The 14465-nt window shown below is 66.7% G+C and carries 12 protein-coding genes; 9 read left to right on the forward strand and 3 right to left on the reverse strand.

Annotation, left to right across the window (positions count from 1 at the left end; genetic code table 11):
- The first annotated feature begins 320 nt into the window (after window positions 1–320).
- Window positions 321–1289 carry a methyl-accepting chemotaxis protein gene (locus tag ABDB87_RS02125; RefSeq protein ID WP_428715119.1) on the forward strand — a complete coding sequence of 323 codons (969 nt, stop codon included), beginning with the start codon at window positions 321–323 and terminating at the stop codon, window positions 1287–1289.
- A gap of 19 nt (window positions 1290–1308) precedes the next feature.
- Here the strand turns inward: ABDB87_RS02125 and cadR are convergent, their stop codons facing one another.
- On the reverse strand, window positions 1309–1740 hold the full coding sequence (gene cadR / locus ABDB87_RS02130; protein WP_345923681.1) for a Cd(II)/Pb(II)-responsive transcriptional regulator: 432 nt from the start codon (window positions 1738–1740) through the stop codon (window positions 1309–1311).
- A gap of 79 nt (window positions 1741–1819) precedes the next feature.
- Here cadR and ABDB87_RS02135 point away from each other — a divergent pair, with 79 nt between their 5' ends.
- The 7 genes from ABDB87_RS02135 to ABDB87_RS02165 all read left to right on the forward strand — a co-directional run bounded on the left by ABDB87_RS02135 (window position 1820) and on the right by ABDB87_RS02165 (window position 11425).
- The gene (locus ABDB87_RS02135) at window positions 1820–4132 is read left to right on the forward strand and encodes a heavy metal translocating P-type ATPase (RefSeq protein WP_428715114.1); all 2313 of its coding nucleotides are present in this window, start codon (window positions 1820–1822) and stop codon (window positions 4130–4132) included.
- A gap of 30 nt (window positions 4133–4162) precedes the next feature.
- Complete coding sequence (locus ABDB87_RS02140; protein WP_345923683.1) at window positions 4163–4960, forward strand: ferritin-like domain-containing protein; 798 nt, start codon at window positions 4163–4165, stop codon at window positions 4958–4960.
- 294 nt (window positions 4961–5254) lie between these two features.
- Window positions 5255–6670: an alanine/glycine:cation symporter family protein gene (locus tag ABDB87_RS02145; RefSeq protein WP_345923685.1), complete on the forward strand. Its 1416-nt coding sequence runs from the start codon at window positions 5255–5257 to the stop codon at window positions 6668–6670.
- Between the two features lie 61 nt (window positions 6671–6731).
- Window positions 6732–7049 (forward strand): 4a-hydroxytetrahydrobiopterin dehydratase, encoded by a 318-nt coding sequence (locus tag ABDB87_RS02150; RefSeq protein WP_345923687.1) that lies wholly within the window; start codon window positions 6732–6734, stop codon window positions 7047–7049.
- 351 nt (window positions 7050–7400) lie between these two features.
- Window positions 7401–8363, forward strand: coding sequence for a TRAP transporter substrate-binding protein DctP (gene dctP / locus ABDB87_RS02155; protein WP_345923689.1), 963 nt, complete (start codon window positions 7401–7403; stop codon window positions 8361–8363).
- Between the two features lie 287 nt (window positions 8364–8650).
- Complete coding sequence (dctP, locus tag ABDB87_RS02160; RefSeq protein ID WP_345923691.1) at window positions 8651–9610, forward strand: TRAP transporter substrate-binding protein DctP; 960 nt, start codon at window positions 8651–8653, stop codon at window positions 9608–9610.
- 186 nt (window positions 9611–9796) lie between these two features.
- Window positions 9797–11425 carry a methyl-accepting chemotaxis protein gene (locus ABDB87_RS02165; RefSeq protein WP_345923693.1) on the forward strand — a complete coding sequence of 543 codons (1629 nt, stop codon included), beginning with the start codon at window positions 9797–9799 and terminating at the stop codon, window positions 11423–11425.
- 54 nt (window positions 11426–11479) lie between these two features.
- Here ABDB87_RS02165 and ABDB87_RS02170 read toward each other — a convergent pair whose 3' ends face one another.
- Both ABDB87_RS02170 and ABDB87_RS02175 read right to left on the reverse strand, forming a co-directional pair.
- Window positions 11480–12541 (reverse strand): alkene reductase, encoded by a 1062-nt coding sequence (locus ABDB87_RS02170; RefSeq protein ID WP_345923695.1) that lies wholly within the window; start codon window positions 12539–12541, stop codon window positions 11480–11482.
- A gap of 39 nt (window positions 12542–12580) precedes the next feature.
- Entirely contained in the window at window positions 12581–12895 is a 315-nt protein-coding gene (locus ABDB87_RS02175) for an ArsR/SmtB family transcription factor (RefSeq protein ID WP_345923697.1), read from the reverse strand.
- 148 nt (window positions 12896–13043) lie between these two features.
- On the opposite strand from ABDB87_RS02175, the gene ABDB87_RS02180 reads away from it, so the two are divergent.
- Window positions 13044–14453, forward strand: coding sequence for an esterase-like activity of phytase family protein (locus tag ABDB87_RS02180; RefSeq protein WP_345923699.1), 1410 nt, complete (start codon window positions 13044–13046; stop codon window positions 14451–14453).
- The last annotated feature ends 12 nt before the right edge of the window (window positions 14454–14465 follow it).

Consider the following 14465-nt stretch of genomic DNA (forward strand, 5'->3'; position numbering starts at 1 on the left):
GAAGGGGGCCGCGCTTGCGGCCCTTTTCACGTCCACGCCACGGGAAACCCTGTACGGCCGGGCACTCAAGAAGCGGAGCCGTTCTCCGTTAGCCGGAGGAGCAACCTTCCTGCGAGAGGCATCCAATGCAGTTCCGCGCCGACGACATAGCAAGCCTGGGCACCCTGGCCACGAGCCTGGTGATTCCCATCCTCCTTTATGCAGGGGCGCCGGGCTGGAGCGTCGCGCTGCTGGCGCTGACGGCTGCGGCCAGTACCTGCGCGGCCCTGATGCTGAGCTTCAAGGCCCGCAACCGGGCCCGCATGGCAGCCGCCGCACACATGGCCCGCATCAATGAAAGCGTGCTGCGCTACGACGAGCTCTGCGCCAATGTGGCGGACAACAGCAGCACCCAGTTCGTCGCGCTCAACGACTCCCTGCTCAAGGTGCGCTCGGTGGTCAGCGACGCGGTGCAGGACCTGCGCGAAGGGCTCGAGAGCGACAACCAGACCGGCCGCGGCGGCTCACGCAAGCTGGCCCTGCGCGGCCTGATCAACGAACTCTCCGAACTCGCCGCGAGCGACGCGAACCATGCGCGCAGCGCCGGCCTGCATGCCTTTGCCGACGAGACCCAGAGCACCATCCAGGGTTTTGTGAGCACGGTGGAAGCCCTCAGGAAGAGCGGCAGCCACATCTCGGAGCGCTTTGACCACATGCGCAACAGCGTGCATGCCGCCCATGAAATGATCGGCGAGGTCGCACAGATCAACAGCCAGACCGAGCTGCTCGCACTCAACGCGGCCATCGAGGCGGCCCGTGCCGGGGAAGCCGGACGCGGCTTTGCGGTCGTCGCCGACGAAGTGCGCAAGCTGGCACAGCGCACCGAGAAATTCAGCAAGGAAATCGGCGGCAGGCTGGACGGCATCCGCGGCATCATCGACGAAGTGGGCCAGGTGATCGATGTGACCTCCTCGACCGACCTCGACCAGCTTCATGCCTCGCAGGCCCATGTGGCCACGCTCGCGCGCGAGATCAGCGGCAGCGTGGCGCGCGCCGAGGAACACGCCGAGCGCATCAACGCGATCTCGGAATCGGTGCATGAAATCGTGACCCGCGACATCCTTTCGGCCCGCTTCGAGAACCGCGTCGACGAATTGCTCAACGCCGTGGAACAGCACAGCAGCGCCATGTCGCGCTTCAACAGCGGCTTCTTCGATGTGCACCGCGACAGCACCGAGCGCGACGGCGTCACCCGCATCACGCGCCGCAACACCCAGCTGCAGGCGCTGCTGAAGTCGGTCAGCCACTGAGGGCGGTGGCCTCGCGCCTTCAGCCCAGATGCGTGTGGCGAGTGCCGCGCGGGCCGGAGTCCATCTCCGCCAGCCCCTGCAGAATGCCACAGTCATTCACCCGCGCATCGTTCTGACAGCCGCGCCGCAGCGCGGCGAGCTGCTCGCGCAGCTGAGAGAGCTCGCGGATGCGTTCCTCCACATGGGCGATGTGCTCGTCAAACAGCGTATTGACCGCCCCGCAAGCAGCGGCCGGGTTGTCCGAGAGTTCAAGCAGACGCCGGATCTCGTCCTGGCTCATGTCGAGCGCGCGGCAGTTGCGGATGAAGCGCAGGCGCTCGACATGGGCCGGGCCATACAGCCTGAAATTCCCGGCCGACCGGAGCGGCGGCGCAAGAAGGCCCTCCCGCTCGTAATAACGGATGGTTTCCACCGGGCAACGCGCGACTTTGGCCAGCTCGCCGATCTTCATGATGCAGCTCCTGAAACAGGGGTTGACTCTATAGTAGCTACAGCTTGTGCAATACGGACATCTTCAGGAGAAATCCCTCATGTCCGCCAGCCCGCATACCCATCGCCACGCCCCGGATCACGGCGCCTCGACCTGCTGCAGTCACGACCATGATCACGATCACGCACGGGCTGAGGACCATGCACATGAGCATCCCCAGCCGGCGGCGGCCGGCGCGGCAAGCGGCTGTTGCAGTGCTGGCGCATGCTGCGCACCGGCCGCCAGCCCTGCCCTGCTGGCGCTGGCCGAGCCCGAGATGGCTGCCGACGGCGTCCGCACGCCGATCCGCATCATGCAGATGGACTGCCCGACCGAAGAAGGCCTGATCCGCAAGAAGCTCGGCGGCATGCCGGGCGTCAGCGGACTGGACTTCAACCTGATGCAGCGCGTGCTCACCGTCACCCATGACGCGGACCGGCTGGAGGCCGTGCTGGATGCCATCCGCTCGCTGGGCTTCACGCCTGAAACCGCCGCCACCGGCCCGGTCGCCGAAGCGCCTGCGCGGCCGAAGTGGCCGCTCGCGCTCTCGGCGCTGGCCGCCATCGCATCGGAAGCCAGCCATTTCGCCGGCCTGGCCGGCTGGATTGCAGCCCTGCTGGCGCTGGTCTCGATCATTGCGTGCGGCAGCAGCACCTGGCGCAAGGGCTGGGTGGCACTGCGCCACGGCAACCTCAACATCAACGCGCTGATGAGCATCGCGGTCACCGGAGCCCTGCTGATCGGACAGTGGCCAGAAGCGGCGATGGTGATGCTGCTCTTCACCGTGGCCGAACTCATCGAAGCGCGCTCGCTCGACCGCGCCCGCAACGCGATCGCCGGCCTGATGCGCCTGGCGCCCGAAACCGCCACCGTGCGGCGGGCCGATGGCAACTGGCAGGACCAGCCCGCCGCCAGCGTGCCGCCCGGCAGCATCGTGCGGGTGAAGCCGGGTGAGCGCATTGCGCTGGACGGTCTGGTGACGCGGGGCCAGTCGAGCGTGAATCAGGCGCCGATCACCGGTGAAAGCCTGCCGGTAGAGAAACAGCCGGGCGACGCGGTGTTTGCCGGCACGATCAATGAAACCGGCTCCTTCGAATTCCGCAGCACGGCGGCCGCCACTGAAAGCACGCTGGCCCGCATCATCCACGCCGTGGAGTCGGCCCAGGGCGCGCGAGCGCCAACCCAGCGCTTTGTTGACCAGTTCGCCCGCGTTTATACCCCGGCGGTGTTCATCGTCGCGCTCTGCGTGGCGGTGCTGCCGCCGCTGCTGGGCGGTGGCGAATGGCTGCCCTGGATCTACAAGGCACTGGTCATGCTGGTGATCGCCTGCCCCTGCGCGCTGGTGATCTCCACCCCGGTCACCATCGTGAGCGGACTGGCCGCCGCCGCGCGCCAAGGCATCCTGGTCAAGGGCGGCGCCTTCCTCGAAGCTGGCCGCAAGCTGTGCTGGATCGCGCTCGACAAGACCGGCACGCTGACCCATGGCAAGCCAGAGCAGACCGGCTTCCTGCCGCTGGGCGACACCGAGCCCGGCCTGCTGCGCAGCCTCGCCGCAGGGCTGGCGGCACGCTCGGACCACCCGGTCTCCCGCGCGCTCAGCGCAGCCGCCCTGCGTGATGGCGTCACGCCGGCCGAGATCGAAGCCTTCGAAGCCCTGCCCGGCCGTGGCAGCCGCGGCCTGTCCGGCGGCGTCGTGGTGCAGCTGGGCAACCATCGCCTGATCCACGAACTCGGTCTGTGCGACGCAGCCCTCGAAGCCCGCATCCGCACGCTCGAAGCGCAAGGGGCGAGCGTGATCGCGCTGCTGCGCGACCGGCAGGTCGAAGCGCTTTTCAGCGTGGCGGACAGCCTGCGTCCGCACAGTCAGGAAGCGGTCGCCAGCCTTCATGCGCTCGGCATCCGCACCCTGATCCTGAGCGGTGACAACCAGGCAGTGGTCGACGCCATTGCGAAGCAGACCGGTATCGACGAAGCACGCGGCGAATGCCTCCCGGAAGACAAGCTCGCGGCGATTGCCAGCCGCGTCGGCCCGGACGACGCGGTCGGCATGGTGGGCGACGGCATCAACGACGCACCGGCGCTGGCGCGCGCCGACATCGGCTTCGCAATGGGCGCGGCCGGCTCGGCGACAGCCATCGAAACGGCCGACGTCGCGCTGATGGACGATGACCTGCGCAAGCTGCCGGCCTTCGTGCGGCTCTCGCGCCGCACCCACCGGCTGCTGGTGCAGAACATCGTGCTGGCGCTGGGCATCAAGGCGGTCTTCCTCGCCCTGACTCTGGCGGGCACCGGCAGCATGTGGATGGCGGTGTTCGCCGATGTGGGCGCGAGCCTGCTGGTGGTCGGCAACGGCCTGCGCCTGCTGCGCCGCTGAAGCGGCTGGCCGGCGCGGCTAGAATGCCGCATGCCCGAACTCCGCCAGCTGGCGCTTGCCGCCCTCGCCGAAGCCTCGCCCGCCCGCAAATGCGCGGCGGTCGAGGCCATTCCGGCTGACATCCCGCTCGACACCGCCAGCGCCCACACGCCCGTGCTGCCCCTGCCGGGGCGCGAAGCACGCCCGCCACTGGTGATGCCGCGTGACGTGCCGCAGCGCTCGCTGGGCACGCCTGAGGGCCGCGCCGCACTGATCCACGCGCTGGCGCATATCGAACTCAATGCGGTGAATCTGGCGCTGGACATCCTCTGGCGCTTTCCCGGCATGCCGGAGGATTTCTATCGCGACTGGCTGCGGGTGGCGAAGGAAGAAGCCTTCCACTTCGGCCTGCTGCGCGACCATCTTGCGAGCCTCGGCCATGCCTATGGCGACTTTCCGGCCCACAACGGCCTCTGGGAGATGGCGCAGAAAACCCGCGACAGCCTGCTCGCCCGCCTGGCGCTCGTGCCGCGCATGCTCGAAGCCCGCGGGCTGGATGTATCCCCCGCCATCAAGGCGAAGCTGCTGGGCGCGGGTGACACGGCGGCGGCAGCGATTCTCGACGTGATCCTGCGCGACGAGATCGGCCATGTCGCGATCGGCAACCGCTGGTACAAGCTCCTCTGCGCCGAGGAAGGGCTCGACCCGGTCGCCTGCTTCGACCGCCTGGCGAGCGACTACGGCGCCAGCTTGCCGCGCGGCCCCTTCAATCTGGACGCACGGCGCGCCGCCGGGTTCAGCGAAGCGGAGCTGCTCGCGCTGCAGGCGGGCGGGCGCCACGCCGGCTGAGCGCCAGATCCGTCACGCCCACTCGCATACGGCTTAAAAAACACACGCTCCCCGCAGCATTTTCATGGCCCGCAGATGCAAGAATCCTGCGGCCATGCGCTAACCGCCTTCACGGCGCCCGATCCGACCCCAGCGCGGCCCCGTCCCGCCGCCTGCCGGTCATCTCCGCGCAGCATGCGCAAGCCGCTCCCCGGCTCCGGGCAAGCCGTAACGCGTCGCAGACAATTCTCTCCCCTCACCGGCAGCCAGCCTCCGGAGCGGGGATGTTCATGCCCCTCTTTCCGGAGCTGCCCGATGACCAGCGTGATCAATGTCCTGAACAACATCTTCTGGGGATACGTCCTCATCTACGGTCTGCTCGCAGTCGGCATCTTCTTCACCGTGCGCCTGGGCTTTCCGCAGCTGCGGCATCCCGGAGAGTTCTTCCGCTCGATCCTGACCGCGGGCGAGAAGGACAGCGCCGGTATCACGCCCTTCCAGGCGCTGTGCACCACGCTCGCCTCGCGCGTGGGCACCGGCAATATCGCCGGCGTAGCCGTGGCGCTCTATCTCGGCGGTGCCGGCGCGATTTTCTGGATGTGGGTCGTGGCCGCCCTCGGCATGGCCACCGCCTTTGCCGAAAGCACGCTGGCCCAGCTCTACAAGGTACGTGACGCCGCCGGCACCTATCGCGGCGGGCCAGCCTTCTACATGAGCGCGGCCCTCAATGCGCGCTGGGCCGGCAGGATCTTTTCGATCGCGCTGATCCTATCCTTCGGCCTGGTCTTCAATGCGGTGCAGGCGAACTCGATTGCCGACGCCATGCAGGGCGCCTTCGGCACCGACAAGCTCGCCACCGGCGTCGTGCTCGCGGCGCTGACCGGCGTGATCATCTTCGGCGGGGTGCGCCGCGTCGCCCGGGTGGCCGAGCTGGTCGTGCCCTTCATGGCGATCTGCTATGTGCTGGTGGCGCTCTACGTCATCGTGACGCATCTGGGCCATGTGCCCGAGGTGCTGCTGATGATCGTGAAGAGCGCCTTCGGCCTGCAGGAAGCCGCAGGCGGTGCGGCCGGCTCGCTGGCCGCCGCGATGCTCAACGGCACCAAGCGCGGCCTCTTCTCCAACGAAGCCGGGATGGGCTCTGCCCCGAATGGCGCCGCGATCGCCACGCCTGCGCCGCATCACCCCTGCAGCCAGGGCTTCGTGCAGGCGCTGGGCGTATTCATCGACACCCTGGTGATCTGCACCTGCACCGCGCTGATGATCCTGCTCTCGGACCTGCTCACCCCCGGCTCGGGCCTGACCGGCGTGCAGCTCACCCAGGCGGCGGTGGAAGCGCATGTAGGCGGCTGGGGCAAGAGCTTTGTCGCGATCGCGATTTTCTTCTTCGCTTTCACCTCGATCATCGGCAACTATGTGTATGCCGAGAATTCGATGATCTTCCTCGGTCTCGGCAAGCGTGCCGGCATCGCCACGCTGCGCCTGGCCGGCCTCGCGATGGTGGTCTGGGGTGCCTGTGAGTCCGTCGGCACGGTATTTGATGCGGCCGACGCCTCGATGGGCCTGATGGCCACGATCAATCTGGTCGCCATCGTGCTGCTCTCGGGCACGGTCGTGAAACTCAGCCGGGACTACTTCGGGCAGAAGCAGGCACACGGCAGGCCGGTCTTCCATGCGGCGGACTATCCTGAACTGAGCGGCCGCATCGACACCTCGATCTGGTCGCGCTGATCATCGCGCAGCCCGGCCATGCCGGTTGCTGCCGGAGGCGATCCTTCTTGCGGAGCAGATCATGCGACCCGGACTTCTGGATGATGCGGCGCTGTTCAAGGCGTTCAAGACCCTGAACCAGCACAGTGCCAGCCCCTGGCAGCTGCAGGACGGCCGGCTGCTGCAGCACTACCGCTTCCGCGACTTCCGGCAGGCCTTTGCCTTCATGACGCGGGTCGCGCATGTTGCCGAAGCGATGGATCACCATCCGGACTGGAGCAATGTCTATAACCGCGTCAGCGTAACGCTCTTCACCCATGATGCCGGCGGCATCACCACGCTGGACTTCGAACTGGCGGCCGCGATGGAGTCAGCCGCACGCGAGACACCGGGCCGCTGAAGCACCGCCTGCGGGCGCGGAACGGGACGGCGGCGAACCACCGGCTTTCGACCGCGGGAACCGGAAGCCGCCGACCTGCGGTCATCTGCCGCGCGACCCCGACCGGCCCGACACCGTCCGTCAGGATGAACGCCCGTCGCGGACGAACGGCAATCGTTCGGCTGGCGGCCCGCGGGCCCATCGTCCCCCCTTGCGCCGGAAGGTCCGACAGATGGCGCTTTACGCGCTACGGACGTGGCTGGCATGCAACAGGATAAGCCGGCCTGATGCCTTCATATCGACACATGATTAGGGTTTACCCTAGATCTTGGGCATCATTCGGACATCCCTACCCTGATACCGAGAACAATCATGCTCCGCTTCACGCTGGCCACGCTGGCCCTCGCCCTCAATCTTTCCGCTCAGGCCGCCCCGCTGGCGGCCTGGTCGCCGCAGACCGACGATCACCCCAGCACCGTGGCGCTGCGCGGCTTCCTCGAAAAAGTGCAGCAGGTCACCGGCGGCGAAGCGGCCGAAGTCCTGCCGGTGACCGCCGGCAAGGACCAGAAAAAACTGCTGGCCGACATCAGCAAGGGCGACGTGGGTGCGGCCGTGATCACCGCCGGCATCATCAGCCGCGTGGCGCCGATGGCCAAGGTCATGACCCTGCCCTTCATCATGCGCAACTCGCGCCAGATGTTCGGCCTGCTCGACGGCCAGGTCGGCCAGGACATGACGGCCAAGCTTGATGCCGCCGGCATGGTCGTGCTGGGCTGGTATGACGGTGGCAGCCGCGCCATCTATTCCCGCGACAAGCTCGGTTCGATCGGTGCGCTGAAGGATGTGAAGATCCGGATTCCGGGTCGCCGTGACCTCTCGAATCTGGTGAGCTCGCTCGGCGGCAAGCCGCTCGAACTGGCCTACAAGGAAGTCAATGGCGCCTTTGAAGCCGGCAAGATCGACGCGGCCGAAAACGACCTGCTCTCCTATGAAACCGAAGGCCACTACAAGCGGGCGCGCTACTTCTACCTGAACAACAACCACGTCGTGCAGTTCGAAGCGCTGGTGGTATCCAAGGTCTGGTGGAACAAGCTCTCCGCAGCCCAGCGCGAAGGCCTCCGCAAGGCCGGCCTGGAGTCGGCCAGCCATGACCGCGACCTGTGGTCCCAGCGCATGGCCAAGGCGCGCACGCGTCTGGAGAAGGAAGGCGTGAAGTTCGTGGAATACGGTGACAGCAGCATGCTGCTCTCGCGCCTGACGCCGGTTTATCGCCCCTACATGGATAACCCCGAAACGCGCGACCTGATGATCCGTCTGATGACGACCCGAATCTGATCGCCAGGGCCGCCGGAAAACCGGTGGCCCCACCCCGAAGTGTTTCCAGGGCGCCACTTCCTGCGCCTTCTGTCGGAGACGAACGGCAATTTGCCGCTTGTCGTCCCGCCCTTTCGAGATCGGTGTTTTCCCCTACAGACGGGGTTCCTGCGGGCATCCGTCCTGCCGGAACAATACTTTCCGGATGTGTAAAAGCAAACGCCAGATTCGCGGAATTTTGTGACAATCGATCAAGCGCCTTCACCGGCCGCCGTTAGTCAATTGTCTTCTACCCGGATACAGCGAACATGCGCAGCTTTTTCATTGCCCTGGCCCTCCTTGCCAGCCTTCCCCTGAAGGCAGCCCCGCTGGTGGCCTACACGCCCCAGCCCGAAGGCCATCCGACGACCGTCGCCCTGGCCAGCTTCATCGAACGCGTTCAGGCCACGACCGGCGCCGAAGCACCGAAGTATGTGCCGATCGACGACGGCAAGGATCAGGGCAAGTTCCTCGAACGCATCCGCAAGGGCGACATCAAGGTGGCCGTCATCTCCGGCAGCATGGTCGGCCGGATCGATCCGATGGCCAACGTGATGCGCCTGCCCTTCATCCTGCGCAACACCCGCCAGATGTTCGGCCTGCTCGAAGGCCAGCTGGGTCAGGACATGGCCCGCAAGCTCGACGCGGCCGGCCTGGTGCACCTGGGCTGGTATGACGGCGGTGCCCGCGCCATCTACTCCCAGACCAAGCTCGGCTCGGTGGGCGCGATGAAGGATGTGAAGATCCGGATTCCGGCCCGGAAGGACTTGTCCGATCTGATCACCTCGCTGGGCGGCACGCCGCTGCAACTGCCCTACAAGGACGTAAACAGCTCCTTCGAGTCCCACAAGATCGATGCGGCCGAAAACGACCTGATGTCCTACGAGAGCGAAGGCCACTACAAGCGCGCGCCCTACTACTACGTCGGCAACAACCATATCGTGCAGTTCGAGGCACTGGTCGTGTCCAAGGCCTGGTGGAACAGCCTGTCAGAGCCGCAACGTGTTGCCCTGCTCAAGGCCGGCAGCGAATCCTCGAAATTCGACCGCGACCTCTGGACCGAGCGCCTGGCCAAGGCCCGCACCCGCCTGGAGAAGGAAGGCGTGAAGTTCCTCGACTATGGCGACAGCAGCATCCTGCTCTCGCGCGTCTCCACCATCTACCGCCCCTTCATGAACGACCCGGCCACGCGTGACCTGATCGTGAAGCTGATGACCGCCCGCATCTGAGCGCGGCAGCACTTCGGCCCCAAGCCCGCCCGGCCCCTGCCCGGCGGGCTTTTTCTCGCCTGCGGCTGCACCTGCCGGCGGCGGCAATCGCAAGATTGTGATACAGGGCTTCAGCCTGCATGCGGGTCTCCGTTAAGCGCTGACAAGGCCGGATCCGGCCTGTCATTTGACCGAACGGAGAGAACGATGAAACCAGGCCTCACGCTTGCCCAGAAGCTCATCCTCCTCTGCGCCGGCCTGCTGGCCGCCGCCCTGCTGATCGGTTTTCTCGGTTACCGGACCGGTCAGGACATGCTGGCGCACTTCCGGCAGACAAACGACGTTCGCATCCAGGGCCTGATCGAGCTGATGCGCATCCGGGAAGCCGGCATCATTGCCACCAGCGAAACGGCCCACAAGCTCGCCGACGGCTCGATGAGCTGGGCCGACGGCCAGAAGCGCCTGGAAAACGCCGAGAGCACGATGAAAACCAACTGGGAGGCCTTCTCTCGCAGCCTCACCGAGGGCGACGAGCGCCGTCTCGCCGAAGGCGTCCAGCATGATCTCGAGCAGGCCGAGGAAGCACTGGCCCGTCTGCGCCTGATCGTGCGCCAGGAAGACCGCCCGGCGCTGCAGGCTTTCATTGCTGAGACGCTCTACCCGATCATCGATCCGGTCAACGAAGGGCTGAAGGCACTGGCCAAGCTGCAGCAGGAAGGAGCGAGGGAAGCGTTCAACGAAGCCCATGAAGCCTTCACGAACGAAACCCGGGAAGATCTCGTGATCATGCTGCTGGCCCTGGGGCTCGGAACAAGCCTCGCCCTGGCCATCATCCGCAACCTCACCCGCACGCTGGGCGGCGAGCCGGGCGACGTGGCCCGCATTGCCGGGCGGATTGCGGCCGGCAACCTGAGGGAGCCTGTTCCGGTGAGCGCCGGTGACCGGGACAGCGTGATGGCCGCCATGAGCAGCATGCAGGACGCGCTGCGCCGGCTGATCGGCAAGATCGACGAGAGCTCGGTGCATGTCTCTGCCGCGGCAGACGAACTCCAGCGAGCGGCAGATCTGGTCAGCACCAGTGCGGGCGTCCAGTCTGAAGCGTCGTCGGCGATTGCCGCCGCAATGGAAGAAATGGCGGCCAGCATCGAGCTGATTTCAGGCCACTCGAGCGGCGCGAGCCGGAGCGCGGCGCAATCCCTCGGGCACGCCTCCTCGGCCGTCACCGCAGTGCGCAACACGGCGGGCGATGTGGACCGGATCGCCCGGACGGTCACGACCTCCGCCAGCACCATGGCTCAGCTCAGCGCGCAGAGCGAGCAGATCGCCTCAGTCCTGATGGTGATCCGGGAAGTGGCCGACCAGACCAATCTGCTCGCGCTCAATGCAGCCATCGAGGCGGCGCGCGCCGGCGAGCAGGGACGCGGCTTTGCGGTGGTGGCCGACGAGGTGCGCAAGCTTGCCGAGCGCACGGCCCGCTCCACCGGCGAAATTGCCGAGGTCATCACCGCGATCCAGGCAGCCGGCCAATCTACCCGCGCAAGCATCGAGGAAGCCAACCGGCTGGCCGCATCCGGTGCCGGACGGGCTGGCACGGCCTGCGAAGCGATCAGCCACATCGAAGAGGAAGCCGGGGCACTAGGCCGGATGATCACCGAGATTTCCCATGCGCTGGTCGAGCAGAAAAACGCGAGTCAGGACATCTCCAGACGACTCGAATCCGTGTCCCAGATGACTGAAGAAAACCACGGCGTCGCCCGGTCGGTGCAGGCTTCGGCGCGCTCCCTGGCCGAGAGCGCGTTGCAGCTCAAGAGCACCGTGCGGCAGTTCGCCTGCTGACGCGGGCTGCCCCGGCCCGGCTGACGCGACCCGGCCGGGAAGCCCGGAGCCCGCTCAGAGACGCGGGTAGTCGGTATAGCCCACGGTCTGGTCCGCCTGGCCGTAGCCGTAGAAGCTCTCCGGCCGCTGGGCATTGAAGGCTTCGCGATGCAGCAGGCGCAGCGGCAGGTCAGGCGTGGCGATGAAGTCCTTGCCGAAGGACACCGCATCCGCTTCGCCCGCTTCGATCAGGGCCTCGGCGATGTCGCGCGTGAGCCCCTGGTTGGCGATGTAGACGCCACCGAATGCGGCCTTGATGGCCGGCCCGATGCGCGGCGCATCCTGCGATTCGCGGGCGAACAGGAAAGCGACGCCGCGCCGGCCCAGTTCGCGCGCCAGCGCGGTAAAGGTGGCGAGCGGATCGCTGTCACCCATGGTGTGGGAATCACAACGCGGCGCGATGTGATAGCCGACGTTCTCCGCACCCCAGACGCCGATCACCGCATCGGTCACTTCGAGGGGCAGGCGCAGGCGGTTTTCCAGACTGCCACCGTAGGCGTCGGTGCGGCGATTGGTGCTGTCCTGCAGGAACTGGTCGAGCAGATAGCCGTTGGCACCGTGGATCTCCACGCCGTCAAACCCGGCACGCTTCGCGTTTTCGGCGCCCTTGCGATAGGCCTCGACGATGCCGGGAATCTCGCCGGTTTCCAGTGCGCGCGGCACCACATAGTTGCGCATCGGGCGCAGCAGGCTGACATGGCCTTCGGCAGCAATCGCGCTGGGCGCCACCGGCAGTTCGCCGCCGAGGAATTCGGGGTCGGAAATCCGGCCCACATGCCACAGCTGCATGTAGATGCGGCCGCCCGCGGCATGCACGGCACGGGTCACGAGCTTCCAGCCTTCCACCTGCTCGTCGGACCAGATGCCCGGGGTATCAGGGTAGCCCACGCCCATCGGCGTGACCGAGGTGGCTTCGGAGAGGATCAGCCCGGCGCTGGCGCGCTCGGCGTAGTACTTCGCCATCAGGGGGTTGGGCACGCGGCCGGCACTGGCGCGGCAACGGGTCAGCGGGGCCATGACGATGCGGTTGGGCCAGGTCAGGCCGCCGACGCGGATCGGTTCGAACAGAATGCTCATGAGTGCGTCCTTCGTTGCAGGGGTTGGGAAATCCGGGGTTCAGAAAACATCAGGCATCTCGCGCTTGAAGAGCGCGATCAACGACTCGTTGCGCGAGTAGTAGATCCATTGGCCGATCTTCTGCGTGCTGACCAGGCCCGCACGCTGCAGCACGGCCAGGTGGCCGGACATGGTCGAAGCCGAGAGGCCGGACTTCTCATGGATCTTGCCGGCACAGACCCCCGCATCGAAAGGATGCTGGTGCGTGGGAAAGGCCTCTGCGGGGGTCTTGAGCCAGACCAGGATCTGCCGGCGCTGCGGATGGGCAAGCGCCTTGAGGATCTCGTCGATGTCGGCGGGGGTGAGTTCGGGCATGGCGGCATTTAATTCGTCAGTCAGCGAATCATATTTCGCAAAGCGGCGAAATACAACCCATGCTGTGCCGGCGCTAGACTGCATGCCTCCGGGTCACACGCCTGTCATCTGCGGACGCCAGTCTGCAGGGTTTGAATGGAGTCCGCCGATGTCTCACCTGCCCCCGCCGCTGCGCCTGCTTGGCCTGGCGACCCTTGCCGCCCTGGCCGGCTGCGCACTGTCACCCCGCGCCCCTGATGCGCTCGACCCCTTGCAGGGCAAGGCTTTCGAGCATGTGCCCCTCACCCATCCGGTGGTCGCCAGCGTCGATCGCTATGAAGTCCGCCTGCCGGCTCGCGAACGCCTGCCCTACACCGGGAAGTTTGCTTCCGCCTTCGGTGGCAGCCTGCCCTATGCGCCGGGCTCGGGCCTGAGCTTCAACAAGACGGAAGCCGACGGCAGCCTGCTTTTCTGGGGCATCGGCGACCGCGGCCCGAATGGCGACTCGCCGGATGTGGACGTGCATGGCCGGCGGCAGGCCAGCAAGGTTTTCCTGGCGCCCGACTTCGTGCCGCGCATCGCGGAAATCCGGGTTCGCCCGGGCCAGCAGGCTGAAGTCGTGCGCAGCATTCCGCTCAACTACGGCGGCACACCCGCCTCCGGCCTGCCGCTCAAGCCCGGCCAGACCGGCTCGACCGGCGAAATCGCGCTGGACGACCGGCTCCGCCCGCTGCCTTTCAGCGCCGTCGGCATCGACCCGGAAAGCCTGCGCACCGACCGCGCCGGCCACTTCTGGATCGTCGACGAATACGGCCCCTTCCTGACCGAAGCCGACGCCCGGGGCAATGTGCTGCGCCAGTACGCGCCGGGCAAGGGCCTGCCGGCGATCCTCGCCTCACGCCAGCCCAATCGCGGCTTCGAGGGGCTGGCCATCACGCCTTCAGGCAGGCTCTATGCCGCGGTGCAATCGACGCTGGATGTGGACGGCAAGACGCGCAACAGCGCCCGCTTCATCCGCCTCCTGGAGCTCGATCCGGCCACCGGCGCGACGCGCCAGTTCGCCTGGCCGGTGGATTTCGATCACTTCGCCCGGGCCGGGGATGAAAAGCTCGGCGACATCGTCGCCATCGACGACACCCGTTTTGCGGTGATCGATCAGGGCATGGGCCGCAAAGGCATGCGCAACGCGATCTATCTGATCGACATCGCCGCTGCCGACGACATCAGCGCGCTCAACACCCCGGCCGGCAAGCCGCTGGAATACGCCACCGCAGGCGAGCTCGCCGGCGTCAGGATGCTGCGCCCCCGCCCGCTGGTGGATCTGCGCGAGCTGGGCTGGACAGCCGAGAAATCCGAAGGGCTGGCGCTGATCCCGGGCGGCTTCGCGGTCATCAATGACAACGACTTCGGACTCAGCACCAAAGTAAGCGGCAGCAAGGGCGAAAAGGCCTCGGCCTATACCGTGCGCGACGGCCGGCTCGACAACGACGGTGAGCTGAGCGTCGTGCCGAACGGGGAGCCGACCACGCTCTGGCTCATCCGGCTGCGCCGGCCGATCGCGGAGAGCTTCGTGAAGTAAGCACGAAGGCGG

Origin of the sequence: Uliginosibacterium paludis, from assembly GCF_039631355.1 — a bacterium.
Lineage (GTDB): Bacteria > Pseudomonadota > Gammaproteobacteria > Burkholderiales > Rhodocyclaceae > Uliginosibacterium > Uliginosibacterium paludis.